The organism is Cellulosimicrobium cellulans (assembly GCF_006539945.1).
Lineage (GTDB): Bacteria > Actinomycetota > Actinomycetes > Actinomycetales > Cellulomonadaceae > Cellulosimicrobium > Cellulosimicrobium cellulans.
On sequence record NZ_BJNZ01000002.1, the window covers coordinates 24564 to 48985 of the forward strand.

The window sequence follows — 24422 nt, forward strand, 5'->3', positions numbered from 1 at the left end:
CCGGCAGGCTCAGCGCGCGGGCGAGCCGACGTCGCCGAGGAAGTCGTCGAACACGTCCCGGTACGCCGCCGCCAGGCGCAGCGCGTCGTGCCGCGGGGTGCCGTCCCCGCGTCGCACCTGCCGCAGGAGGAGGCGCGCACCCATGCGTGCGGACGCCTCCGCGAGCTGCTCCGTGTCCTCGACCGCGGACGGGTCCGCGACGACGGCGTCGATCCGGAGACCGGGCGCGTGCTTGTGCAGCGCCTCGAGGTGGTCCGTCGCCGACAGCCCGTAGGTCTCCCCCGTCTCGCTCGACAGGTTGAGCGTCACGCAGCGGCGCGCGGAGGTCTCGTGCAGGGCGCGCGCGAGGTCGGGCACGAGCAGGTGGGGCATCACCGAGGAGAACCACGATCCCGGGCCGAGCACGACCCAGTCCGCCTCCTCGACGGCCTGCACCGCCTCCGCGCACGCGGGCGGGTCCGCCGGCACGAGCCGGAGCTGCTCGATGCGGCCGTGCGTGACGGCCACGTGGCTCTGCCCGACGACGGTCTCCAGATGGTCCCCGGTCCGCACGTCGGCCTCGATCCCGAGCGGCACCGACGCCATGGGCAGCACGCGCCCGCGGGCGCCGAGGAGCTTGCCCACCCAGTCGAGACCGGCGACCGGGTCGTCGAGCAGCTCCCACAGCGCGACGATGAGCAGGTTGCCCACCGCGTGGTTGTCGAGGTCCCCCTCCGACGTGAACCGGTGCTGGAGGAGCGCGCTCCACGTGCGGCCCCACTCCGAGTCGTCGCACAGGGCCGCGAGCGCCATGCGCAGGTCCCCCGGGGGCAGGACGCCGAGCTCGGTGCGCAGGCGACCGGACGACCCGCCGTCGTCGGCCACGGTCACGACGGCGGTCAGCCGGTCGGACATGAGGCGCAGCGCGGAAAGGCTCGCGGACAGGCCGTGGCCGCCGCCCAGGGCGACGACGGCAGGGTTGCGCTGGGCGACCACGGTCACTCCTTGCCGAGGTCGCGTGCGGTGACGATGACGCGCTGGCCCTGCGCGCGCAGGCGCGCGGCGATCGCCTCGCTGATCGCGACGGAACGATGCTTGCCCCCGGTGCAGCCCACGGCGATCGTCACGTAGCGCTTCTCCTCGCCCAGGTAGCCGGCCAGGACCGGCTCGAGCGCGTTCACGTAGCGGTCGACGAACTCGAGCGCGCCGGGTCGCCCGAGCACGTAGTCCCGCACCGGGGCGTCCCGCCCGGTGAGGTGACGCAGCTCGGTGATCCAGTACGGGTTCGCGAGGAACCGCACGTCGACCACGTGGTCGGCGTCGAGCGGCAGCCCGTACTTGAACCCGAACGAGACGACGTTGATCCGCAGCGTCTCGGGCGTCCCGTCCGCCACGGCGGCACGGACCTCGCGCGCGAGGTCGTGCACCGTGAGCTCGGACGTGTCGATGACGACGTCGGAGCGCTCCTCGAGGCTCGCGAGCAGACGTCGCTCCTCGGCCAGGCCGTCGAGGATGCGCCCCTCCCCCTGGAGCGGGTGCGGGCGCCGGACCTGCTCGTACCGGCGCACGAGCACCTCGTCGGACGCGTCGAGGAACAGGATCCGGTAGAAGACCCCGCTCTGGCGGAGGTGGTCGAGCACCTCGACGAGGTCGGTGAAGAACTCGCGTCCGCGCACGTCGACGACCGCCGCGATGCGCTCGAGCGTCGAGCCGGACCGGGTCATGAGGTCCACGAGCGGGACGATCATGCGCGGCGGCAGGTTGTCGACGACGTACCAGTCGAGGTCCTCCAGGACCGCAGCCGCGCGGGTGCGGCCGGCGCCCGACATGCCCGTGATGATGAGCACCTCGGCCTCGCTCGGCTCGGGGGCGTGGGTCGCGGCCTCGATCGCGGGGATGCCGCTGGGGACGGTGGTCGGGGAGGGCTCGGGCACGCGGGCGGGCTGGCCCTGCGGGCTGAGGTCCGGGGTCGGCTCCGAGGTCATGGCACCAGCATGCCAGCCGCTCACGCCCGGGCCGTGGCCCCGTCACGCACCGGAGTGTCCCCGGCGCGCTCGGGCATGCCCTCCGGGCGCGGGGCGCCGTCGTCGGGCGCCGGCCCCTCGGGCGCCGGCCCCTCGGGGGCCGCGCCCGGGGACGGCTCGGCACCTCCGCCGAGGGCGGCGACCACCGCGCGCGCCGTGCGCTCGCCCATGCCCCGCACGGTCGCGATCTCCTCGACGCTCGCCGCGCGCAGGCGCTTGAGCGAGCCGAAGTGCTTGAGGAGCGCGGTGCGACGCGCCGGACCGAGGCCCGGTACGTCGTCGAGCGCGGACGCGGTCATGCCCTTGCTGCGCTGCTTGCGGTGCTGGGCGATGGCGAACCGGTGCGCCTCGTCGCGCACGCGCTGGAGCAGGTAGAGACCCTCCGACGAGCGCTGGAGGATCACCGGGTAGTCGTCCCCCGGGACCCACACCTCCTCGAGGCGCTTGGCGAGGCCGCACAGCGCGACGTCGTCGATCCCGAGGTCGGCCAGAGCCCGGGCGGCAGCTGCGACCTGCGGGGGGCCGCCGTCGACCACGACGAGGTTCGGCGGGTAGGCGAACCGCGCTCGCTTGTCCACGGGGGCGTCGGCGTCGACCTCGCCGCTGCGCGGCACGTACCCCGCCGCCTCCGCGGCCCGCTCCGCCCGGCGGCCCGCGGCATCGGATCCGGTCGCGACGTCGTCGGCCTCGAGGTCCAGCTCGACCTCGCCCGAGCGCGAGCGGTCGGACAGGTATCGCTTGAACCGGCGCGTGATGACCTCGTACATCGCGGCGGTGTCGTCCGCGGCCCCGTCGCCGTCGGGCCCGCGCACGGTGAAGTGGCGGTACTCGCTCTTGCGCGCGAGCCCGTCCTCGAACACGACCATCGACGCGACCTGGTAGGTGCCCTGGTTGTGCGAGACGTCGTAGCACTCGATCCGCAGCGGGGCGGTGTCGAGGTCGAGGGCCTCCTGGATCTCGCGCAGCGCCTGGCTACGTGTCGTGAGGTCGCCCGCACGGCGCGTGCGGTGCAGGGCGAGAGCGTGCTCCGCGTTCGCCCGCACGGTCGCTGCGAGCTCCTTCTTGTCGCCGCGCTGCGGCACGCGGACGTCGACGCGAGCGCCGCGCAGCCCCGAGAGCCAGGTCGTGACCTGCTCGGTGTCCGGCGGCAGGACGGGGACGAGCACCTCGCGCGGGACCACGTCGCGCGCGCCGGCCCGGCCCTGACCGGTCCCCGGGTCGGCCGCCGCGGCCTCCTCGGCCGCACCGTAGACCTGCTGGAGCAGGTGCTCGACCAGCTCCGCGTCGGTCACGTCCTCGACCTTCTCGACGATCCAGCCGCGCTGACCGCGGATCCGCCCGCCACGCACGTGGAACACCTGGACGGCCGCCTCGAGCTCGTCGCCGACGAGCGCGAACACGTCGGCGTCGGTGCCGTCGCCGAGCACCACCGCGTTCTTCTCGGTCGCGCGCTGGAGGGCGACGATGTCGTCGCGCAGGCGCGCCGCGGCCTCGTACTCCATCGCTGCGGCGGCCTCGTTCATCTTGCGCTCGAGCCGGCGGACGAACCGCTGCGTGTCGCCCGCCATGAAGTCGCAGAAGTCCTCGGCGAGAGCCTTGTGGTCCTCGGGCGTGATGCGCCCGACGCACGGTGCCGAGCACTTGTCGATGTACCCCAGAAGGCAGGGGCGGCCCGTCTGGTGGGCCCGCTTGAAGACGCCCGTCGAGCACGTGCGGACGGGGAACACGCGCAGGAGGAGGTCGAGCGTCTCGCGGATCGCCCACGCGTGCCCGTAGGGCCCGAAGTACCGGGTGCCGGGCCGCTTGGCGCCCCGCATCACCTGGGCGCGGGGGAACTCCTCCCCCATCGTCACCGCGAGGTAGGGGTAGGACTTGTCGTCGCGGTACTTGACGTTGAACCGCGGGTCGAACTCCTTGATCCAGGAGTACTCGAGCGCGAGCGCCTCGACCTCGGTGCCGACGACGGTCCACTCGACGGATGCCGCGGTCGTCACCATCGTCTGCGTGCGGTGGTGCAGGTTCGCGACGTCCTGGAAGTAGTTCGACAGGCGAGCACGCAGGTTCTTGGCCTTGCCGACGTAGATCACGCGCCCGTGGTCGTCGCGGAACCGGTAGACGCCTGGCGAGGTGGGGATCTCCCCCGGCGCCGGGCGGTACGTCGCGGGATCAGCCATGTTCTCCAGCCTAGGTCAGGCCACCGACGGTCCGGTGGCAGGGGACGTGCGAGGGCCGCGGCGGCCTCGGCCAAGACGTGGTGTGACCTGCACCACCGCCCGCTAGGGTGGCCGCCATGAGCGCACACCACGGGTATGCCGCCACGGTCCGCTGGACGGGCGCGGGCGACAGGGGCACCGCCTCCTACACGGCCTACGGCCGGGACCACGACGTGCTTCTCGAGGGGAGGCCGCCGCTGCCCGGGTCCGCGGACCCGGCGTTCCGGGGCGACCCGACGCGCTACAGCCCCGAGGAGCTGTTCGTCGTGAGCCTCTCGCAGTGCCACATGCTGTGGTTCCTCCACGTCGCCGCGGCGGCGGGCGTCGTCGTGCGGGAGTACGTGGACGACGTCACCGGCACCATGCGCGTCGAGTCCGGCGGCGAGGGGCAGTTCACGGACGTCACGCTGCACCCCCGCGTCGTGGTCGACGACGGCCCGGGGACCGACGAGGAGTCGCTGGCCGCGCTCCACCAGCGCGCGCACGACCACTGCTTCATCGCGCGCTCGGTGAACTTCCGCGTGCTCGTCGAGCCTGCGCCCGCGCGGCGGGCGGCAGCCTGAGCACTCCGTCCGTGGTCGGCGACGCGCCGGGGCTCCCCCGCCGGGTCGCGGCTAGGCCGCGGACGCCTTGCGGCGTGAGCGCGTGGTGCCCTCGTCGGTCGCCCGGCGGGCCTTGGCCGAGCGGCCCTTGGCCCCCTTCGCGGCGGGTGGCTGCGCGGCACCAGGCTTCGCCGGCGAACCGACCGGCACCGGGTCGTGCTGGTCGAGGATCTCCGCGAGGAAGCGACCGGTGTGGCTCGCCTCGACGCGCGCGACCTGCTCGGGCGTGCCCTGCGCGACGACCTTGCCGCCCCCCGAACCGCCCTCGGGCCCCATGTCGACGACCCAGTCGGCGCTCTTGATGACGTCCAGGTTGTGCTCGATGACGAGGACGCTGTTGCCCTTGTCGACGAGGGACTGCAGCACGCCGAGGAGCTTGCGGATGTCCTCGAAGTGCAGGCCCGTCGTCGGCTCGTCGAGCACGTAGATCGTGCGACCGGTCGAGCGCTTCTGCAGCTCGCTCGCGAGCTTCACGCGCTGCGCCTCGCCGCCCGAGAGCGTCGGGGCGGGCTGGCCGAGCCGCACGTAGCCGAGGCCGACCTCCACGAGCGTCTTGAGGTGCCGCGAGATCGCGGGGACGGCCGCGAAGAACTCCGACGCCTCCTCGATCGGCATGTCGAGGACGTCGGCCACGGTCTTGCCCTTGAAGTGGACCTCGAGCGTCTCGCGGTTGTAGCGCGCGCCGTGGCACACCTCGCACGGCACGTAGACGTCCGGGAGGAAGTTCATCTCGATCTTCAGCGTGCCGTCGCCCGAGCACGCCTCGCAGCGACCGCCCTTGACGTTGAACGAGAAGCGGCCGGGCGTGTACCCGCGCACCTTGGCCTCGGTCGTCTCCGCGAAGAGCTTGCGCACGTGGTCCCACACGCCCGTGTACGTCGCCGGGTTCGACCGCGGCGTGCGCCCGATCGGTCCCTGATCCACGTGCACGACCTTGTCGAGGTGGTCGAGCCCCGTGACGCGCGTGTGCCGGCCGGCGACCTGACGCGCGCCGTTGAGCTCGTTGGCGAGGACCGTGTAGAGGATCGAGTTCACGAGCGTCGACTTGCCCGAACCCGAGACCCCGGTCACGGCGGTGAACGTCCCGAGCGGGAAGCTCACGTCGATGCCCGTGAGGTTGTGCTCGCGCGCGCCGACGACCTTGACCTGACGGCCCGGGTCGGTCGGGCGGCGCTCCGCCGGGAGCGGGATGCTGCGACGGCCCGAGAGGTAAGCGCCCGTGACGGACTCCGGCGCCTCGAGCAGGCCCGCGTAGTCGCCGGAGTGCACGACGCGACCGCCGTGCTCGCCCGCGCCCGGGCCGATGTCGACGACCCAGTCCGCGGTGCGGATGGTGTCCTCGTCGTGCTCGACGACGATGAGCGTGTTCCCGAGGTCGCGCAGGCGCGTGAGCGTCTCGATGAGGCGACGGTTGTCGCGCTGGTGCAGGCCGATGCTCGGCTCGTCGAGGACGTAGAGCACGCCCACGAGGCCCGAGCCGATCTGCGTCGCGAGGCGGATGCGCTGCGCCTCGCCGCCGGACAGCGTCGCGGCGGGTCGTTCGAGCGAGAGGTAGTCGAGGCCGACGTCGAGCAGGAAGCCGAGCCGCGCGTCGATCTCCTTGAGCACCTCCGTCGCGATCGCGCGCTCGCGCGCGCCGAGCTCGAGCGCCCCGAGGAACGCCGCGGCCTCGCGCAGCGGGAGCCGGCACACGTCCCAGATGGACCTGCCGCCGACCTTGACCGCGAGGACCTCGGGCTTGAGGCGCGCACCCTGGCACACGGGGCACGGGACCTCGCGCATGAAGGCCTCGTACTTCTCCTTGGACCAGTCCGACTCGGTCTCCGTGTGCCGTCGCTCGAGGAACGTGATGACGCCCTCGAACCCGGTCGAGTACTGCCGCTCACGGCCCCAGCGGTTCTTGTACCGCACGTGCACCTGGTGGTTCTGCCCGTGCAGCACGGCCTTCTTCGCGCGCTCGGGCAGCGCCCGCCACGGCGTGTCCATGGAGAACCCGAGGTCGTCCGCGAGCGCCGTGAGGACCCGCTCGAAGTACTCCGAGGAGATCTGCGCCCACGGCGCGACCGCGCCCTCGCCCAGCGACTTCTCGACGTCCGGCACCACGAGGTCGGGGTCGACCTCGAGGCGGAAGCCGATGCCCGTGCACTCGGGGCACGCGCCGTAGGGCGCGTTGAAGGAGAACGTGCGCGGCTCGATCTCGTCGAGCGCGAGCTCGTGGTCGTTGGGGCAGGCGCGCTTCTCGGAGAAGCGGCGCTCGCGCGCCGGGTCGTCCGCGTCGGCGTCGACGAGCTCGATGACGACGAGACCGCCCGCGAGGCCGAGCGCGGTCTCGACCGAGTCGGTGAGCCGGCGCTGCACGCCCTCGCGTGCCACGAGGCGGTCGACGACGACCTCGATGTCGTGCTTGAGCTTCTTCTCGAGCGCGGGGACGTCGGTGAGCGTGCGCACCTCGCCGTCGACGCGAGCACGGGCGAAGCCCTTGGTCTGGAGCTCCTTGAAGAGCTCGGAGTACTCGCCCTTGCGCCCCCGCACCACCGGCGCGAGCACCTGGTAGCGCGTGCCCTCCGGCAGCTCGAGGAGCCGGTCGACGATCTGCTGCGGCGTCTGCGCGGTCACCCGCTCGCCGCAGACGGGACAGTGCTGCGTACCGGCGCGCGAGAAGAGCAGGCGCAGGTAGTCGTAGACCTCGGTGATGGTGCCGACGGTCGAGCGCGGGTTGCGGTTCGTGGACTTCTGGTCGATCGACACCGCGGGCGACAGGCCCTCGATGAAGTCGACGTCGGGCTTGTCCATCTGCCCGAGGAACTGGCGCGCGTACGCGGACAGCGACTCGACGTAACGACGCTGGCCCTCCGCGAAGATGGTGTCGAAGGCGAGCGACGACTTGCCCGAGCCGGAGAGCCCCGTGAAGACGATGAGCTTGTCCCGCGGGAGGTCGAGGTCGACGTTGCGGAGGTTGTGCTCGCGGGCACCGGAGATGACGAGGCGATTGCTCACCGCAGCATCGTACGACCGACCACCCACATTCGCACAGGTGTTCGACGTCACCTTCGCGCGTCCTCCGACGAACGCTCACCGCGGGCGCACCCGTCCCCGACACGGTCCCCACCGCGGCGGACTGACGGCATGGTGTACACGGGACGGGTCGTCGTGGGAGGGCCGAGCGACGGGCGCCGCCTCGACGAGGTCGAGATCCGCAAGCTCGCCGTCGGGCCGCTCGCGAACGACGTCTACCTCCTCACCTGCCGGCGCACGGGTGCCCAGGTCCTGATCGACGCCGCGGACGCGCCCGACGACGTCCTCGCGCTCGTCCGCGAGGGGTCGCCGACCGCGCGTCTCGACGTCGTCGTCACGACGCACCGCCACACGGACCACCTGCGAGCGCTCGCCTCGATCGTCGCGGTCACCGGCGCGACGACGGCCGTCGGCGACCCCGATGCCGACGCGGTCGCGGCTGCCGCGGACGTGCACGTCACCCGCCGTCTCCGTCACGGCGATGTCGTCCGCGCCGGCGACCTCGCGCTCGAGGTCGTGGCGCTGCGCGGCCACACGCCGGGATCCGTCGCGCTGGCCTACCGCGAACCGGACGTCGTCCACGAGCCCGAGGCGGCGGCGGGCCGGGTGCACCTCTTCACGGGCGACTCGCTGTTCCCGGGCGGCGTCGGGAACACCCAGCGCGACCCGTCCCGCTTCGAGCGGTTGCTCACGGACGTCACGGAGCGCGTCTTCGACCGGTTCGACGACGCGACCTGGATCTACCCCGGCCACGGCGCGGACACGACCCTCGGCGCCGAGCGCCCGCACCTCGACGAGTGGCGCGAGCGCGGCTGGTAGCGGAGGGCGGACCAGCCCGGGACGGCACTGCGGTGACGACCGAGGCGCGGACCCGACCGCGGGCCGTCGCGCCGTCCTGGTTCACTGACGGCATGCCGATCCACGCCGTCACCTACGTCTACGCAGACCGCGCCGCCGAGCTCGACGCCCTGCGTCCGGAGCACCGCGCGTTCCTGGGCGATCTGTACACCCGGGGGACGCTCCTCGCGTCCGGCCCGCTGCCCGCGCACGAGGGCGCGCCCGCCGGGGCGCTGCTCGTGCTCGACGGGGACACGCCCGACGCCGTCGCCGCGGTCCTCGACGAGGACCCGTTCGGGAGGGCGGGTCTCGTCGCCGAGCGCACCGTCCGCCCGTGGGCGCCGGTCATCGGCGACTGGGCGGACCGCGCCTGACCGGGGGCTCACCGTCCCCTCCACGTGCCCTCGCCCGGGGCGGGAGCCCACTCCCCGGGACGGCTCACCGCGTGCGGTCGCGCCGTGACTGGTGCTCCCGGCCGAGCCGACGGATCGCCTCCCACGGGTAGGGCGTCGACCGGCTCTCCCGCTGGAACGCTCGGTAGAAGTCCCCGACCACCGCCGCGACCGGGGCGTGCCGGGACAGCGTCGCCGCGACTGCCGAGGTGGCGCCCGTCGGGAGGCTGCCCTGAGCCCAGGAGCGCACGAGCGCGCGACGCTCGTCGGGACCGCACCCGTACAGGGCGACGGCCAGCCAGCTCACCAGGTGGGTGACGCTGTAGCAGTCGTCGTACTCCTGGTGCGCGGCGACGAAGTCGACCTCGTCGGGCGAGAGGTCGAAGCGGGAGGAGATCGCGAGGCCGAAGTCGGCGAGAAAGAGCCGCTCGCCGTCGGTCAGGACGTTCTCGAAGTGCGTGTCGAAGTGCAGCAGGCCCCGTGACCTCATGAACGAGATCCCGGCGCTCAGCCCGTCCTCCACCAGCGCGCAGGCGCGCTCGGCGGTCTCGCCACCGGCCTCGACCTGTGCGCCGAGCCAGTCGTGCAGCGTCTGCGGGACGTGCTCCAGGAACAGCACGATGCTCGCCGAGGAGTCGCGCAGGGCCTCGATCCGGCGACGCACCGCCGTACCGCCGCCCCAGTACTCGACGGCACGCTCGACGTCGGCCAGCTCGTCGGGCAGGGGCCGGCCCGCGTCGGGGAGCACCCGCCAGTGGTGCATCAGCGGAAAGCCCTCGTGGTCCCCCGCGATCACCCAGCCCGTCGTCATGACGTGCACGGCCAGCTCCCGCCAGGCCCCGAACCCCGGGGCGCCGATGGTGCCGACGCCGTAGTGGCAGAACGTCGGGAGGTCGAACAGGTTCGCCGTGGAGCGGACGTTCTCCGCCTGTCGCTCGAGGTCGGTGAGTCGTACGTGCTTGACGAACACGGGTGCGCCGTCGACGTCGAGCAGCATCGTCTCCCCGCCGATGCCCGCACCGACCCGCGGGGCGGCGTCCAGGAGCTCGCGGAGCCGGCGGTCGCTGTGCAGCGACAGCGCGGTGCCGACCGCCGCGTGCCTGGCCAGGCGGGAAGCGCGGGACCTGTCGGGCAGGGCTGGCACCGTCTCGCTCCGCGGCTCGTCGGGCACGCGCTATCGCGCGGCGCCGTCCTGCGGGCCCGTGCCCCACGGCGGTGTCTCGCCGACCGGCGCGCCCCCGTCCACGGACTCGACCTCGGGGTCCTGGACCGCGTCCTCCACGACGGCGGCAGCACCGCCCGTCGCGGCCACCTCGGAGTCGTCCTGGGCGTGCAGCGCCCGTGTGCGCAGGAGGCTCGCGACCGTCGTGACGGCGAGCGCGCCGACGATCACGACGAGCGACAGCCAGATCGGGACCGTCGGCACGGCGTCGAGGTGCTCGCCGCCGTTGATGAACGGCAGCGTGTTCTCGTGCAGCGCCTCGAGGATGAGCTTCACGCCGATGAATCCGAGGATCACCGCGAGACCGATCGGCAGGTAGACCAGCCGCTCGAGCAGGCCACCCAGGAGGAAGTAGAGCTGACGCAGGCCCATGAGCGCGAAGACGTTCGTCGTGAAGACGATGAACGGGTCCTGGGTGAGCCCGAAGATCGCGGGGATCGAGTCGAACGCGAAGAGCAGGTCGGTGCTGCCGATCGCGAGGAACACGATGACGAGCGGGGTGAAGACCCGCTTGCCGTCCTCGACCGTGCGCAGCCGGCCGCCGTCGTACTGCGTGCCCAGCGGCAGCACCTTCCGCAGCGCCCGGACGGCACGGTTCTCGTGGTACTCCTCCGGCTCGTCCCCACCGGCCACGAGCTTGATCGCCGTGTAGATGAGGAACGCGCCGAACAGGTAGAACACCCACACGAACTGCGCGATGATCGCCGCGCCCGCCAGGATGAACGCCCCGCGCAGGACGAGCGCGACGATGATGCCGACCATCAGCACACGCTGCTGCTGGTCCCGCGGCACCGCGAACCTGGCCATGATGATGACGAACACGAAGAGGTTGTCCACGGAGAGGCTGTACTCCGTGAGCCATCCCGCGTAGAACTCCCCGGCCGGTGCCGCCCCGCCGACCGCGCCCACGATCGCCCCGAAGACGAGGGCGAGCGCGACGTAGAAGCCGACCCACAGCGCGCTCTCGCGCATCGAGGGGACGTGCGGGCGGCGCCCCACGACGAACAGGTCGACGAGGAGCAGCACCGCGAGCGCCGACAGCGACGCCCACTCGAACCAGACGGGGAGCTCGTGAACCATCAGCGTGAGCCCTCCGAGCTCTCGACGGAGCGCCGACGGTCGGCGCGGTCCTTGGCGAGGCTCGCGACCGTGGTGATCGTGAGCACGACGACGATGAACCCGAGGGACAGCGCGGTCGGGATCTCCGGGATGACGGTGATGTGCTCACCGCCGTTGATGAACGGCACCTCGTTCTTGTGCAGCGCGTGGATGAGCAGCTTGACGCCGATGAAGCCGAGGATCGCCGCGAGGCCGTACGCGAGGTAGACGAGGCGGTCGAGGAGGCCGTCGATGAGGAAGTAGAGCTGGCGCAGGCCGAGCAGCGAGAACGCGTTGGCGGCGAAGACCAGGTAGGTCTCCTGCGTGAGGCCGAAGATCGCCGGGATCGAGTCGACCGCGAAGAGGAGGTCGGCGCTGCCGATCGCGATCATCACGATGAGCATCGGGGTGATGTAGCGCTTGCCGTCGATCCTCGCCGTCATCTTGTCCTCGACGTACGTCTCCGTCGTCGGGAACAGGCGGCGGGTCAGCTTCAGCGCGCCGTTCTCGTGGAACTCCTCGTCGTGACCCGAGCCCGCCTTGACCTGCGTCCACGCGGTGTAGAGCAGGAACGCGCCGAAGACGTAGAAGATCCAGCTGAAGTTCTCGATGAGGGCCGCGCCGAGCAAGATGAAGATCGTCCGCAGGACCAGCGCGATCGTGATGCCGATGAGCAGCACCTTCTGCTGGTAGAGCCGCGGGACGCGGAAGCTCGTCATGATGAGGACGAACACGAAGAGGTTGTCGACCGACAGGCTCTTCTCGGTGATGTAGCCGGCGAAGTACTCGCCGCCGTACGTCGAGCCCCAGACGGCCCAGACGATCCCTCCGAAGGCGACCGCGACCGCGACGTAGCCGGCGGACCACCAGGTCGCCTCGCGCAGGCTCGGTGCGTGCGGGGTCCGCACGTGCCCGACGTAGTCGACGGCGAGCATCGCGAGGATCACGCCGATGGTGACGAGCCAGGCCCAGACAGGCACATCCATGAAGATTCCTCCGGTACGTGGGGAGCACTGTGTACCGAAGGTCTCTTCCGCCACGCACCGCCACGCGCACCCGCGCGGGACGCGGGCTGGTGGTTGCGGGACCGGTGACACCGGGCCGACGACTGCGCCGACCGTGATGACGACATCACCGCGGAGGAATACTCCCCTTCAACGAGGAGCCAGCATAGGCCATCGCTCCTCCTGACGTGGCAACACCACGCCACCGTGGACTGTTCCTCGGTGGCCCGTGGGCGGTGCGCACGTCGCCCAGCGGCGACCCGTCAGGCGGTCGCGGCCTGCATCTGCCGCAGCTCCTTCTTGAGCCCCGAGATCTCGTCGCGCAGCCGGGCGGCGAGCTCGAACTGCAGCTCGCCCGCGGCCGCGTGCATCTGGTCGCTCAGCTCCTGGATGAGCTGGGCCAGGTCGCTCGCCGCGGCGCCCGCGAGCCGGTTGCCCGACGACGCGCCCTCCTTGGGCCCGCCCGGCACCGGCGCCTTGCCCTTCGCGCCCTTGCCCGGCTGCCGGTACCCGCCTGCCAGGAGCTCGGCCGTGTCGACGTCCTCGCGCGCGAGCATGTCCGTCACGTCGGAGATCCGCTTGCGCAGCGGGGTCGGGTCGACCCCGTGCTCCGTGTTGTACGCGATCTGCCGCTCGCGACGGCGCTCGGTCTCCTCGATCGCCGCGGCCATGGCCGGCGTGATCTTGTCCGCGTACATGTGCACCTGACCCGACACGTTGCGGGCCGCACGACCGATCGTCTGGATGAGCGACTTGGGCGACCGCAGGAAGCCCTCCTTGTCCGCGTCGAGGATCGCGACGAGCGACACCTCGGGCAGGTCGAGGCCCTCGCGCAGGAGGTTGATCCCGACGAGGACGTCGTACTCGCCGAGGCGCAGCTCGCGCAGCAGCTCGACGCGCCGCAGCGTGTCGACCTCGGAGTGCAGGTACCGCACCCGCACGTCCTTCTCGAGCAGGTAGTCGGTGAGGTCCTCCGCCATCTTCTTGGTGAGGGTCGTGACGAGAACGCGCTCGTTCCGTTCGACCCGCTCACGGATCTCGTGCAGCAGGTCGTCGATCTGCCCCGTGGTGGGCTTGACGAGCACCTCCGGGTCGACGAGGCCGGTCGGGCGGATGATCTGCTCGACGACGCCGTCCGCCATCGAGAGCTCGTAGTCGCCGGGGGTCGCCGACAGGTACACGGTCTGACCGATCCGCTCGACGAACTCCTCCCAGCGCAGGGGCCGGTTGTCCATCGCGCTCGGCAGGCGGAACCCGTGGTCGACGAGGCTGCGCTTGCGCGACATGTCGCCCTCGAACATCGCGCCGATCTGCGGCACGGTCACGTGCGACTCGTCGATGACGAGGAGGAAGTCCTCCGGGAAGTAGTCGAGCAGCGTGTTCGGCGCCGATCCCGCCTCGCGGCCGTCGATGTGCCGCGAGTAGTTCTCGATGCCGGACGCGGTGCCGATCTGGCGCATCATCTCGATGTCGTACGTGGTGCGCATGCGCAGCCGCTGCGCCTCGAGCAGCTTGTTCTGCCGCTCGAGCTCGTCGAGCCGCTCGGCGAGCTCGGCCTCGATCGAGGAGATCGCGCGCTCCATGCGCTCCGGCCCCGCGACATAGTGCGTCGCGGGGAACACGTGGATGCTCGGCTCGGACCGGATCACGTCACCCGTGAGCGGGTGCAGGGTCTGGATGCTCTCGATCTCGTCGCCGAAGAACTCGATGCGGACCGCGAGCTCCTCGTACACCGGGATGATCTCGACCGTGTCCCCGCGCACGCGGAACGTGCCGCGCGTGAACGCCATGTCGTTGCGCGTGTACTGCATGGTCACGAACTGCCGCAGCAGGTCGTCGCGCTCGACCTGCATGCCGACGTCGAGCCGGACCATGCGGTCGACGTACTCCTGCGGCGTGCCGAGTCCGTAGATGCACGACACGGAGGCGACCACGACGACGTCCCGACGGGTGAGGAGGGAGCTCGTGGCGGAGTGCCGCAGCCGCTCGACCTCGTCGTTGATCGACGAGTCCTTCTCGATGTAGGTGTCCGTCTGCGCGATGTACGCCTCGGGCTGGTAGTAGTCGTAGTACGAGACGAAGTACTCGACCGCGTTGTTGGGCAGCAGCTCCCGGAACTCCGTCGCGAGCTGCGCCGCGAGGGTCTTGTTGGGCGCCATGACCAGCGTCGGGCGCTGGAGCTCCTCGATGAGCCACGCCGTCGTGGCGGACTTACCCGTCCCGGTCGCGCCGAGGAGCACGACGTCCTTCTCCCCCGCGCGGATGCGCTGCGAGAGGTCCGCGATCGCCGTCGGCTGGTCGCCGGACGGCTGGTACTCGGAGATGACCTCGAACGGGGTGGTCGCACGCTGGAGATCGGTCACGGGACGCATGACTCCACGGTACGTCGAGCCACCCACACGGACCCTTCCGCGCGTGGTCGACGCACTCTCGGAGCCGTGCGCGGACATCACCCCGACATAATTTGGAAGGCGTCATGCGGAACCTCTAGGGTCACCTCGACCCTGCAGCGCTCCCCGACGCCCGTGGAGCAGCTCGACAGCACAGACAACGGGCGACGGAGTCCGTCCGCAGTAAGTCAGCGCCGCTAGCGAACCCTCGATCTGGAGCCGACACCATGCGCCTTCACCCCGCGCGCCCCCGCGGAATCCCTCTGCTCGCGCTCACCGCGCTCGCCCTGACGACCGTCGGCCTCGCCGCGCCCGCGACCGCCGCGCCGCTGGCTGCCGCGCCGACGCTCACCGCCGACGACGTCTGCACAGCGGACCCGTCCACGCGACCGGTCGGCGTGTACGAGCTCACCGCCGTGGAGGACGCGGGCGTCGGCATCTGGGCAGGGGGCGGGCTCACCGTCACGACGGCGACCGAGCTCGAGGGCCGTGTCGTCGTGGGCGGGGACGCCGACCTCTCCGGGGCCGGGAGCCTCGACGTCGGGACCGCGGGGGGCGGCGGCTCGGCCATCACCCCGGCCGGCGGGACCGACATGCTCGTCGTCGGCGGCGACCTCGCGACCGCGACGAACACCCAGGTGGGCTTCCACGCGTCGAGCGGCGGCAACGTCGTCGTCGGCGGCGAGATCACCGGCGCGACCCCGAGCACCGAGAACCGCAACGCCCCGGGTCGCCCGGGGACCGTCACGCAGGGCGTCGGCCACGAGGCCGCGCTGCGCCCCTACACCGCGCTCCCCGGGCTCGTCACGGGCATGGCGGCCGACGCCGCCGACGGTGCCGTCGCCGCCACGCCCCGCGACGGCGTCCTGACGGTCGAGGCAGGCGCGCGGTACACGCTCACGGCCGCCCAGGCCTCCTCCCTGACGACGCTGTACGTCACCGGGAGCGGTCCGGTGCTCCTCACCGTCACCGGCACCTCCGTCGACGTGCCGCGGCTCCAGCACGTCGAGTACGGGGGCGTGCGCGTCTACCAGGCCGCCCAGCACCTGTCGGCGCACTTCCTGTGGAGCTTCCCGGACGCTACGCAGGTGACCCTCGGCACGAACGACCAGTTCCCCGGAACGGTCGTCGTCCCTCGCACGGACGCGACCCTCACCGTCGCGACCTCGACCAACGGGCGCATCCTGTCGAACGGCGCCGTCTCCTACACCGGCGGCGCCGGGATCGAGCACCACAACTACCCGTTCGCCGGCCCGTGCGAGACGACGCCCTTGGTCGAGGAGCCCAAGCCCGAGCCGTCGCCGGAGGGCCCGAACCCGGGCGAGGGCGTGACCGCGCCGCCGACGTCCGAGGAGACCCCGGCCACCGAGGTGCCGGGAGAACCGTCATCGGAGTCGACCCCGGCGGCCGAGTCGTCGGCGGCGCCGAGTCCTGAGACGCCCGCCGCGTCCGCCGAGCCGGGCGACACGCCGGAGGGCGGCCTCGCGACGACGGGCGCCTCGGTCGTCGTGCTCGCCGTGGTGGCGGCGCTGCTGCTCGCCGGGGGCGCGACGATCCTCGTCGTGGCACGTCGGCGCGCGACGAGCTGACGCTCCCAGCACGCACCGAGGGCCCGGCAGGACGGCCTGCCGGGCCCTCGGCGTCCCTGCGCCGCGCTCAGCTCTCCGTGCCGCCCGCGAGGACCGGCTCGGGGGTACCGAGGAGCGCGTGCCGCACGACGGCGGCCACGGCGGAGACCTGATCCTCGATGGGGACGACGTCGGCCCCGGGGACGTGGACGAACCCGGCACGCCGCCCCGGCCCGAGACCCCAGTGGTGCATGAGGGCGTAGAAGACGTCGTTGCACACGTAGGTTCCCGCCGTGCTCGACACCGCCACCGGCACACCCGCCGCGCGGATCTCTGCGAGCGACGCCTTGAGCGGGAGAGTCGACCAGTACCCGACCGGACCTCCCTCCGCGACGGGGACGTCCACAGGACGGTTGCCCGCGTTGTCGGGGATGCGCGCGTCGCGCACGTTCACCGCGACCCGTTCGAGGCGCACGCCCGGCGCACCGTCCGCCAGGCCGAGCGCCACGACGACGTCGGGGCCGTGCTCACGGATCGCGGCGTCGAGCACCGGCCACGCCCCGGCGAAGGTCACGGGGAGCCGGACGGCGACCACCCGGTCGCCCACGAGCTCTTCCCCGCGCTCGGCGAGGCGCGCGGCCGTCTCCCACGACGGGTTCGTGAGGGCGCCGTCGAACGGCTCGAACCCGCTGACGACGACGGTCACGCCTCGTGCTCCTCGATCTCGGCCTGGACCTCGGCGTCGACCTCGGCGCGGACCCGCACCCAGAGCTCGTCGACCTGCTCGCGCAGCGCCTCCGGCGAGCCGGAACCGTCGAGGGTCACGTCCGCCGCGGCGAGCCGCGCCGCGTCGTCCGCCTGCGCGGCGAGGCGCGCACGGGCCTCGTCCTCGCTCAGCCCCCGCCCCCTGACGAGCCGTCCCACCCGCACGTCCGCGGGCGTGTGCACGACCACGACGCAGTGAAAGCGCGCGGGGTCGCTCGTCTCGACGAGGAGCGGGATGTCGTGCACGACGACGGCCCGCGGGTCGGCCGCGCCGGCCGCCGCCTCGTGCTCGGCCGCGAGTCGGCGCACCTCCGGGTGGACGATCGCGTTGAGGCGTTCGCGCGCGGTGTCGTCGCCGAACACGACGCGACCGAGCGCGGCGCGGTCGAGCGCGCCGTCGGCGTCGAGGACGCCCGGCCCGAACGCCTCGACGACCTGGTCGAGGCCGACCGTCCCGGGCGCGACCGCGTCGCGGGAGAGCGCGTCGTAGTCCACGACGACGGCGCCGAGCTCGGCGAAGCGTGCGAGCGCGACGGACTTTCCCGCCGCGATTCCTCCGGTCAGGCCGATGCGAAACATGCGCCCCATCCTGCCAGCCGGTGGGCGACCTCGCGCCGGGACGCCCGACCCCCCGGGGGGCTCACCCGTGCGCACCCCGCGGCTCGCCCGCGCCGTCCGCCGGCCGGTCGCCGTCGCGCGCGTCGTCCTGCCGCTCGCCCGCGACGGCACGCAGGAGCCGCAGGAGCTCGGCGCGCTCGGCGGCGTCGAGGCGCGCGAGGAGCGTGCCGGCGCTCGACGAACGCTCCGCTCCCACCTGCGCGACGACCTCACGTCCCCGCGGGGTGAGCTCCACGAGCGTCGCTCGCCGGTCGTGCGGGTCGGGGGTGCGCCGGACGAGACCGGCCTGCTCGGCGTCGTCGACCTTGGACGTCACCGAGCGAGGGGCGACGTCCAGCGCGGACGCGACCGCACCGAGCCGACAGGGCTCGTCGCAGCGGGCGAGGAACCGCAGCATCCGGTACTGGCCGGGGGTGGTCCCCGCCGGCTGGGCACGCTCGCTCGCCTCGCGTCGCACGCGCCGGAGCGCTGCGTGCAGGAGGGCGAGGAACTCCCCCGCCTCGTCCGTCGAGGCCGGGTCGCCCACCACGCCCGGTGCGGGGCGCGCGCTCGCATCGCTCGTCACGAGGCCGAGCGTACCCGGCAGGACGGGGTCTTGTTGAGAACACTCATTGTGAGTTAGACTCACTATCGTCCTCGCGCGAGCGGTCCACACGACCGCGCCCGCCGGCCGGCGCCACGCCCCCGCGGACGACCACGCTCCTCCCCCACCCCGGAGGCCCCATGTCTTTCACCTCACCTCTCCCCGGCTCCGGCGGCGGGCGCGGCATGCGCTCGTTCCGCCAGGACTCCTCCGTCGCGTCCCGTCGGCTGCACCGCGGCACGATCCGACGCGTCCTCACGTTCGCCCGGCCCTACCGCCGCCAGCTCGCGGCCTTCCTCGTGCTCATCTCGATCGACGCCGCCGCGGGCGCGGCCACGCCGCTGCTGTTCCAGCGGATCATCGACGACGGCATCACCGCGGGCGACGTCGGCGTCGTCGTCGCGCTCTCGCTCGTCGCCGCAGGGCTCGCGATCCTCTCCGGCGTGCTCGGCGTCGCCCAGCGCTGGTTCTCCTCGCGCATCGGCGAGGGCCTCATCGTCGACCTGCGCACCGCCGTCTTCGACCACGTGCAGCGCATGCCGCTCGCCTTCTTCAGCCGGACCCGCACCGGCGCACTCGTCCAACGGCTCAACGGCGACGTCCTCGGCGCGCAGCAGGCCTTCACGTCGACGCTCTCCAACGTCTTCTCGAACCTCCTCACCGTCGTGTTCGTCCTCGCCGCCATGCTCTCCATGTCCTGGCAGCTCACGCTCCTCGCCCTGACCCTGCTGCCCGCGTTCGTGCTCCCGGCCCGCTGGGTCGGCAAGCGCCTCGCCGCGATCACGCGTGAGAGCTACGAGCTCAACGCCGAGGCGGCACAGACCATGAACGAGCGCTTCAACGTCGCGGGCGCCCACCTCGTCAAGGTCTTCGGCGACCCGGCGCGCGAGTCGTCCCGGTTCTCCGCCCAGGCCGGGCGCGTCCGCGACATCGGCGTGAGGCAGGCCATGTACGGCACGGTCTTCCGCGTCGGGCTCACCGTCGTCGCCTCCGTCGCGGTCGCGATCGTCTACGGGCTGGGCGGCGTCATGGCGATCTCGGGCTCGCTGACGGTCGGCACCGTCGTCGCGCTCACCGCCTACCTCGGGCGCCTCTACGGCCCGCTGACCGCCATGTCCAACGTCCAGGTCGACGTCATGACCGCGCTCGTGAGCTTCGAGCGCGTGCTCGAGGTGCTCGACCTCGAGCCGACCGTCACGGACGCGCCCGACGCCGACGACCTCGGCGACGACCTCGAGAAGGACGGCGCGAGCCTGGAGCTCGACGGCGTGACGTTCCGCTACCCGGGCGCCGCCGAGGTCTCCCTCGCCTCGCTCGAGTCGGTCGCCGTCGAGGGGGCCGACCCCACGACCGACACCCTGCGCGACGTCTCGTTCTCCGTCCCCGCCGGGGCGATGGTCGCGCTCGTCGGCTCGTCCGGCGCGGGCAAGACGACCGTGTCGCAGCTCGTCACGCGCATGTACGACCCGACCTCCGGGCACGTGCGGATCGCGGGGCGAGACCTGCGCGAGGTCACGCAGGCGAGCCTGCACGACGCCGTCGGCGTGGTCACGCAGGAGGCCCACCTCTTCCACGACTCCATCGCCGAGAACCTCCGGTACGCCAAGCCCGACGCGACCGACGCCGAGCTCGAGGCCGCGCTGCGGCGCGCGCACGTGTGGGACGTCGTCGCGGCGCTGCCGTCGGGGATGGACACCGTGGTCGGCGACCGTGGCTACCGGATGTCCGGCGGGGAGCGCCAGCGCCTGGCCATCGCGCGCGTGTTCCTCAAGGCCCCGCGGCTCGTCGTCCTCGACGAGGCGACGGCGCACCTCGACTCCGGCTCGGAGGCGGCGGTCCAGGCCGCGCTCGCCGAGGCGCTGCGCGGGCGCACGTCGCTCGTCATCGCGCACCGGCTCTCGACCGTGCGCGAGGCGGACCTCATCGTGGTGCTCGACGCCGGGCAGGTCGTCGAGACGGGCACCCACACCGAGCTGCTCGCGCGCGGCGGGCGCTACGCCGCGCTCTACCGGACGCAGTTCGCGGACTCGCCCACGCCGTCGGACTCTGAACCGGCCGCGGCGCCAGCCGAGCCGGCGACCGCCACGGCCTGACGGCCGGACCGCCGGACCGCCGGACCGTCGAGCAGGGCGATCCTGGACCGCCGAACAGGTGGGTCCGGCGGCTCGTCCGCGGCCACCGGCGGACCAGGACGACCTGTTCGGAACCATGCGCGCCTGCCGGGCACGGCGAAGGCCCGCCACCCCTCGGGGTGGCGGGCCTTCGTGCGACCTGCGACGGTTCCGCCGGGTGGCGGGGCGTCAGGAGATCAGTTGCCGGTGAGCTTCTCGCGGAGCGCGGCGAGCGCCTCGTCCGACGCGAGCGTGCCCGTGGCCTCGGCGGCCGGGGCCGACGAGTAGGACGTGCTGCTCGAGGACGACGACGAGCTCGAGGAGCCCGAGTCGCCCGACGCGGCGTCGATGTCGGCCTTGACGGCCTCGGCGACCTGCTTGCGGTGCGCCTCCCAGCGCTCGTGCGCCTTGGCGTACTCCGCCTCCCAGGCCTCGCGCTGCGTCTCGAAGCCCTCGAGCCACTCGTTGGTCTCCGGGTCGAAGCCCTCGGGGTACTTGTAGTTCCCCTGCTCGTCGTACTCGGCGGCCATGCCGTAGAGCGCGGGGTCGAAGTCGTCCGACTCCGGGTCCACGCCCTCGTTGGCCTGCTTGAGCGAGAGCGAGATGCGGCGACGCTCGAGGTCGATGTCGATGACCTTGACGAAGACCTCGTCACCGACGTTGACGACCTGCTCCGGCAGCTCGACGTGGCGCACGGCCAGCTCCGAGATGTGCACGAGGCCCTCGATGCCGTCCTCGACGCGCACGAACGCACCGAACGGGACGAGCTTGGTGACCTTGCCCGGCACGACCTGACCGATCGCGTGGGTCCGGGCGAACGTCTGCCACGGGTCCTCCTGCGTCGCCTTCAGCGACAGCGAGACGCGCTCGCGGTCGAAGTCGACGTCCAGGACCTCGACCGTGACCTCCTGGCCGACCTCGACGACCTCGGAGGGGTGGTCGATGTGCTTCCAGGAGAGCTCGGAGACGTGCACGAGGCCGTCGACGCCGCCGAGGTCCACGAACGCACCGAAGTTGACGATCGAGGAGACGACACCGGGGCGCACCTGGCCCTTCTGCAGCGTCTGCAGGAAGGTGGAGCGAACCTCGGACTGCGTCTGCTCGAGCCAGGCACGGCGCGAGAGGACGACGTTGTTGCGGTTCTTGTCGAGCTCGATGATCTTCGCCTCGATCTCCTTGCCGACGTACGGCTGGAGGTCGCGGACGCGACGCATCTCCACGAGGGAGGCCGGGAGGAAGCCACGGAGGCCGATGTCGAGGATGAGACCACCCTTGACGACCTCGATGACGGTGCCGGTGACGACGCCGTCCTCCTCCTTGATCTTCTCGATCGTGCCCCAGGCGCGCTCGTACTGCGCACGCTTCTTGGACAGGATCAGACGGCCTTCCTTGTCCTCCTTCTGGAGGACGAGGGCCTCGACCGCGTCGCCGACGTTGACGACCTCACCGGGGTCCACGTCGTGCTTGATGGACAGCTCGCGGGAGGGGATGACGCCCTCGGTCTTGTAGCCGATGTCGAGGAGGACCTCGTCGCGGTCCACCTTGACGATCGTGCCTTCGACGATGTCGCCGTCGTTGAAGTACTTGATGGTCGCGTCAACGGCGGCGAGGAAGTCCTCCTCGGTGCCGATGTCGTTGACGGCAACCTGGGGTGCGGACTTCGCGGGGGTAGAGATGGTCATTGAGTTCGATGCTCCGATGCGGACAGGTGTAGTCGAGCGGGTAGGGTTCTCGGCGCGCCGCCGCCCCTGGCCCGTGGACGTCATGGTTGGCGTCGTCTGGGGACGAAGGCAGGCGCAACGCACCGCCGTCCACCTTATCCGGGTGTCACCCCGGTGGTCAACGCGGGATCTGGGGCCGCGCGGGCTCCACCCGATCGTCAGGCGAGCACGCGCGCGACGCGCAGCAGCTCCTCGGGGACGCGCTTGGGCCGACCGGCCACATCGGCCAGCGACACGAGCTCGACGCGCTCCCCGCGCAGCGCGGTCATGACCCCCGACGTCCCCGCGCTCACGGCGTCGACGGCCGCGACGCCGAACCGGCTGCCGAGGATGCGGTCGGTGGGCGTGGGCTCGCCGCCGCGCTGCACGTGCCCCAGGACGGTCAGGCGCGTGTCGAACCCCGTGCGCTCCGCGATCTCCGCGCTCACGCGCTCGCCGATCGACCCCGCGACGATCTCGCCGAAGCGGCCCAGCTGCTGCGTGAACTCCATCGACGACCCCTCGCGCGGCACGGCGCCCTCGGCGACGACGACGATCGAGAAGTTCGCGTGCGCGCGGTGCCGGTGCCGCAGGAACTTCACGACCTGGTCGATGTCGAACGGCTGCTCCGGCGCGAGAACCACCTCCGCGCCGCCCGCGATGCCGGAGTTCACCGCGATCCACCCTGCATGCCGCCCCATGACCTCGACGACCATGACGCGGTTGTGGCTCTCCGCCGTCGTGTGGACGCGGTCGAGCGCCTCCGTCGCGATGTTCACCGCCGTGTGGAACCCGATGGACAGGTCCGTGCCCTCGACGTCGTTGTCGATCGTCTTGGGGATCGCGACGATCTTGACGCCCGCCTCGGCCACCCGGCTCGCGGCGTGCAGCGTGCCGTCGCCGCCGATGCAGATGAGGGCGTCGAGGCGCTCCGCCTCGACCGTCGCGAGGACGGCGTCCATGCTGCCGTCCTCCTGGCGGGGGTGGAACCGCGCCGTGCCCAGCAGCGTCCCGCCCACCGGCAGCACGTTGCGGATGTCCTGGCGCCCGAGCGGGTGCACGTCGCCGTCGACGACGCCGCGCCACCCGTTGCGGAAGCCGATGATGGTGTGCCCGTACTCCCCCGTCCCCTGCTTGACCACAGCCCGGATCGCCGCGTTCAGGCCGGGGCAGTCGCCTCCGCCGGTGAGAAGTCCGATGCGCACCTGTTCCTCCGTCTTTCGTCGTCGCCTCGCGGTTCCCCGCGCGCGTACCCGGCGTCGACGGAGGTGCCGACCTCCGCGGCACCGCGTCGCCCTCAACCCTAGTCAACCCGGCGCCGTGGGTCACCGTCCGTCCCGGTCCTCGGGCACGCCGACGACCAAGGTCCCGAGCCTGCGGGCCGTGCGGCGCGCGACGGTGCCTCGGACCGGTGCGCCCGGGAGAATGGCCGCATGAGCGCGACCCTTCCCCCCGTGCCGCCGCAGGTCCCCGCCGTGGACGACGTCGCCCCGCCCGGTCCGACGGCCGACGCCGGTTATCGGGACGTGCCCGCCACCGAGGGCGGCCGCGCCGGGCGCGGCTGGTGGGACGCGAACGCGGCCGAGTACCTCGACGAGCACGGGGCGTTCCTCGGCGCGGAGGACTTCTGCTGGTGCCCCGAGGGGCTGCGCGAGCGAGACGCCCGGCTGCTCGGCGACGTGGCGGGCCTCCGCGTGCTCGAGGTCGGCGCGGGGGCCGCGCAGTGCTCGCGCTGGCTCGTCACGCAGGGAGCCGAGGTCGTCGCGACCGACGTCTCCCGGGGGATGCTCGCCGCAGGGCGGGCGCTCGACCGGGCCACCGGGGTGCGGGTACCCGTCGTCCAGGCCGACGCGCGCCGTCTGCCGTTCGCGGACGGCGCCTTCGACGTCGCGTTCACGTCGTTCGGCGCGATCCCGTTCGTCCCGGACGCGGACGCGATCCACCGCGAGGTCGCGCGCGTGCTGCGGCCCGGCGGCACGTGGACGTTCTCCGTCACGCACCCCACCCGCTGGGCGTTCCCCGACGACCCGAGCGCGCGCGGGCTGACCGCGAACCGCTCCTACTTCGATCGGCGCCCTTACGTCGAGACGGACGACGCCGGCCGCGTCGTCTACGCGGAGTACCACCGCACGCTGGGCGACCACGTGCGCGAGGTGGTCGCCGCCGGGCTGGAGGTGCGCGACGTCGTCGAGCCGGAGTGGCCCGCCGACAGCACGGAGGTGTGGGGCGGCTGGGGCCCGGTGCGCGGCACCTACCTGCCCGGGACGGCGATCTTCCGCACGCGACTCCCGGGCTGACGCC

19 protein-coding genes are annotated in these 24422 nt (G+C 72.5%); 6 read left to right on the plus strand and 13 right to left on the minus strand.

The features are described from left to right. Window positions 1–9 precede the first annotated feature (9 nt). From CCE02nite_RS01710 to uvrC, 3 genes are read right to left on the minus strand one after another with little or no spacing between them, the layout of a single operon-like run. On the minus strand, window positions 10–981 hold the full coding sequence (locus CCE02nite_RS01710) for a gluconeogenesis factor YvcK family protein (RefSeq protein WP_170227178.1): 972 nt from the start codon (window positions 979–981) through the stop codon (window positions 10–12). After that, window positions 978–1964, minus strand: coding sequence for an RNase adapter RapZ (gene rapZ, locus CCE02nite_RS01715; protein ID WP_051028082.1), 987 nt, complete (start codon window positions 1962–1964; stop codon window positions 978–980). The genes CCE02nite_RS01710 and rapZ overlap by 4 nt, the downstream gene beginning before the upstream one ends. A 20-nt stretch (window positions 1965–1984) precedes the next feature. After that, window positions 1985–4177 (minus strand): excinuclease ABC subunit UvrC, encoded by a 2193-nt coding sequence (uvrC, locus tag CCE02nite_RS01720; protein WP_141387613.1) that lies wholly within the window; start codon window positions 4175–4177, stop codon window positions 1985–1987. A gap of 116 nt (window positions 4178–4293) precedes the next feature. Between uvrC and CCE02nite_RS01725 the strand changes: the two genes are divergently transcribed. After that, the gene (locus CCE02nite_RS01725; protein WP_141387615.1) at window positions 4294–4779 is read left to right on the plus strand and encodes an OsmC family protein; all 486 of its coding nucleotides are present in this window, start codon (window positions 4294–4296) and stop codon (window positions 4777–4779) included. Window positions 4780–4830: 51 nt separating this feature from the next. On the opposite strand, the gene uvrA is transcribed toward CCE02nite_RS01725, so the two are convergent. After that, entirely contained in the window at window positions 4831–7815 is a 2985-nt protein-coding gene (uvrA, locus tag CCE02nite_RS01730; RefSeq protein ID WP_141387617.1) for an excinuclease ABC subunit UvrA, read from the minus strand. 129 nt (window positions 7816–7944) lie between these two features. Here uvrA and CCE02nite_RS01735 point away from each other — a divergent pair, with 129 nt between their 5' ends. Both CCE02nite_RS01735 and CCE02nite_RS01740 read left to right on the plus strand, forming a co-directional pair. Then, window positions 7945–8652 (plus strand): MBL fold metallo-hydrolase, encoded by a 708-nt coding sequence (locus CCE02nite_RS01735; RefSeq protein WP_141387619.1) that lies wholly within the window; start codon window positions 7945–7947, stop codon window positions 8650–8652. Between the two features lie 92 nt (window positions 8653–8744). Next, window positions 8745–9044: a YciI family protein gene (locus CCE02nite_RS01740; RefSeq protein WP_141387621.1), complete on the plus strand. Its 300-nt coding sequence runs from the start codon at window positions 8745–8747 to the stop codon at window positions 9042–9044. A gap of 64 nt (window positions 9045–9108) precedes the next feature. Here the strand turns inward: CCE02nite_RS01740 and CCE02nite_RS01745 are convergent, their stop codons facing one another. The 4 genes from CCE02nite_RS01745 to uvrB form a co-directional block, all read right to left on the minus strand. Then, entirely contained in the window at window positions 9109–10206 is a 1098-nt protein-coding gene (locus CCE02nite_RS01745) for a protein kinase family protein (protein WP_218027002.1), read from the minus strand. A 30-nt stretch (window positions 10207–10236) separates the two neighbouring features. Further along, window positions 10237–11364 (minus strand): TerC family protein, encoded by a 1128-nt coding sequence (locus CCE02nite_RS01750; RefSeq protein WP_141387623.1) that lies wholly within the window; start codon window positions 11362–11364, stop codon window positions 10237–10239. Beyond that, window positions 11364–12368, minus strand: a complete 1005-nt coding sequence (locus tag CCE02nite_RS01755; RefSeq protein WP_141387625.1) for a TerC family protein — start codon at window positions 12366–12368, stop codon at window positions 11364–11366. Before CCE02nite_RS01755 ends, CCE02nite_RS01750 begins: the two co-directional genes overlap by 1 nt. Window positions 12369–12649: 281 nt before the next feature. Next, window positions 12650–14758 (minus strand): excinuclease ABC subunit UvrB, encoded by a 2109-nt coding sequence (uvrB, locus tag CCE02nite_RS01760; RefSeq protein WP_053370767.1) that lies wholly within the window; start codon window positions 14756–14758, stop codon window positions 12650–12652. A 245-nt stretch (window positions 14759–15003) separates the two neighbouring features. Between uvrB and CCE02nite_RS01765 the strand changes: the two genes are divergently transcribed. Continuing rightward, the gene (locus CCE02nite_RS01765; protein ID WP_141387627.1) at window positions 15004–16365 is read left to right on the plus strand and encodes a choice-of-anchor A family protein; all 1362 of its coding nucleotides are present in this window, start codon (window positions 15004–15006) and stop codon (window positions 16363–16365) included. 67 nt (window positions 16366–16432) lie between these two features. On the opposite strand, the gene CCE02nite_RS01770 is transcribed toward CCE02nite_RS01765, so the two are convergent. The 3 genes from CCE02nite_RS01770 to CCE02nite_RS01780 form a co-directional block, all read right to left on the minus strand. Further along, window positions 16433–17050 carry a pyroglutamyl-peptidase I gene (locus CCE02nite_RS01770; protein WP_141387629.1) on the minus strand — a complete coding sequence of 206 codons (618 nt, stop codon included), beginning with the start codon at window positions 17048–17050 and terminating at the stop codon, window positions 16433–16435. Continuing rightward, window positions 17047–17688, minus strand: coding sequence for a dephospho-CoA kinase (coaE, locus tag CCE02nite_RS01775; RefSeq protein WP_141387631.1), 642 nt, complete (start codon window positions 17686–17688; stop codon window positions 17047–17049). Before coaE ends, CCE02nite_RS01770 begins: the two co-directional genes overlap by 4 nt. A gap of 61 nt (window positions 17689–17749) precedes the next feature. Then, complete coding sequence (locus tag CCE02nite_RS01780; RefSeq protein WP_141387633.1) at window positions 17750–18292, minus strand: MarR family winged helix-turn-helix transcriptional regulator; 543 nt, start codon at window positions 18290–18292, stop codon at window positions 17750–17752. A 158-nt stretch (window positions 18293–18450) separates the two neighbouring features. Between CCE02nite_RS01780 and CCE02nite_RS01785 the strand changes: the two genes are divergently transcribed. After that, complete coding sequence (locus CCE02nite_RS01785; RefSeq protein ID WP_141387635.1) at window positions 18451–20403, plus strand: ABC transporter ATP-binding protein; 1953 nt, start codon at window positions 18451–18453, stop codon at window positions 20401–20403. Between the two features lie 215 nt (window positions 20404–20618). Here the strand turns inward: CCE02nite_RS01785 and rpsA are convergent, their stop codons facing one another. Both rpsA and CCE02nite_RS01795 read right to left on the minus strand, forming a co-directional pair. Beyond that, a complete protein-coding gene (rpsA, locus tag CCE02nite_RS01790) occupies window positions 20619–22103 on the minus strand; it encodes a 30S ribosomal protein S1 (RefSeq protein WP_141387637.1) in 1485 nt (494 codons plus the stop codon). Window positions 22104–22300: 197 nt separating this feature from the next. After that, window positions 22301–23326, minus strand: coding sequence for a 6-phosphofructokinase (locus tag CCE02nite_RS01795; protein ID WP_141387639.1), 1026 nt, complete (start codon window positions 23324–23326; stop codon window positions 22301–22303). A 228-nt stretch (window positions 23327–23554) separates the two neighbouring features. Between CCE02nite_RS01795 and CCE02nite_RS01800 the strand changes: the two genes are divergently transcribed. Then, window positions 23555–24418: a class I SAM-dependent methyltransferase gene (locus tag CCE02nite_RS01800; RefSeq protein WP_141387641.1), complete on the plus strand. Its 864-nt coding sequence runs from the start codon at window positions 23555–23557 to the stop codon at window positions 24416–24418. The last annotated feature ends 4 nt before the right edge of the window (window positions 24419–24422 follow it).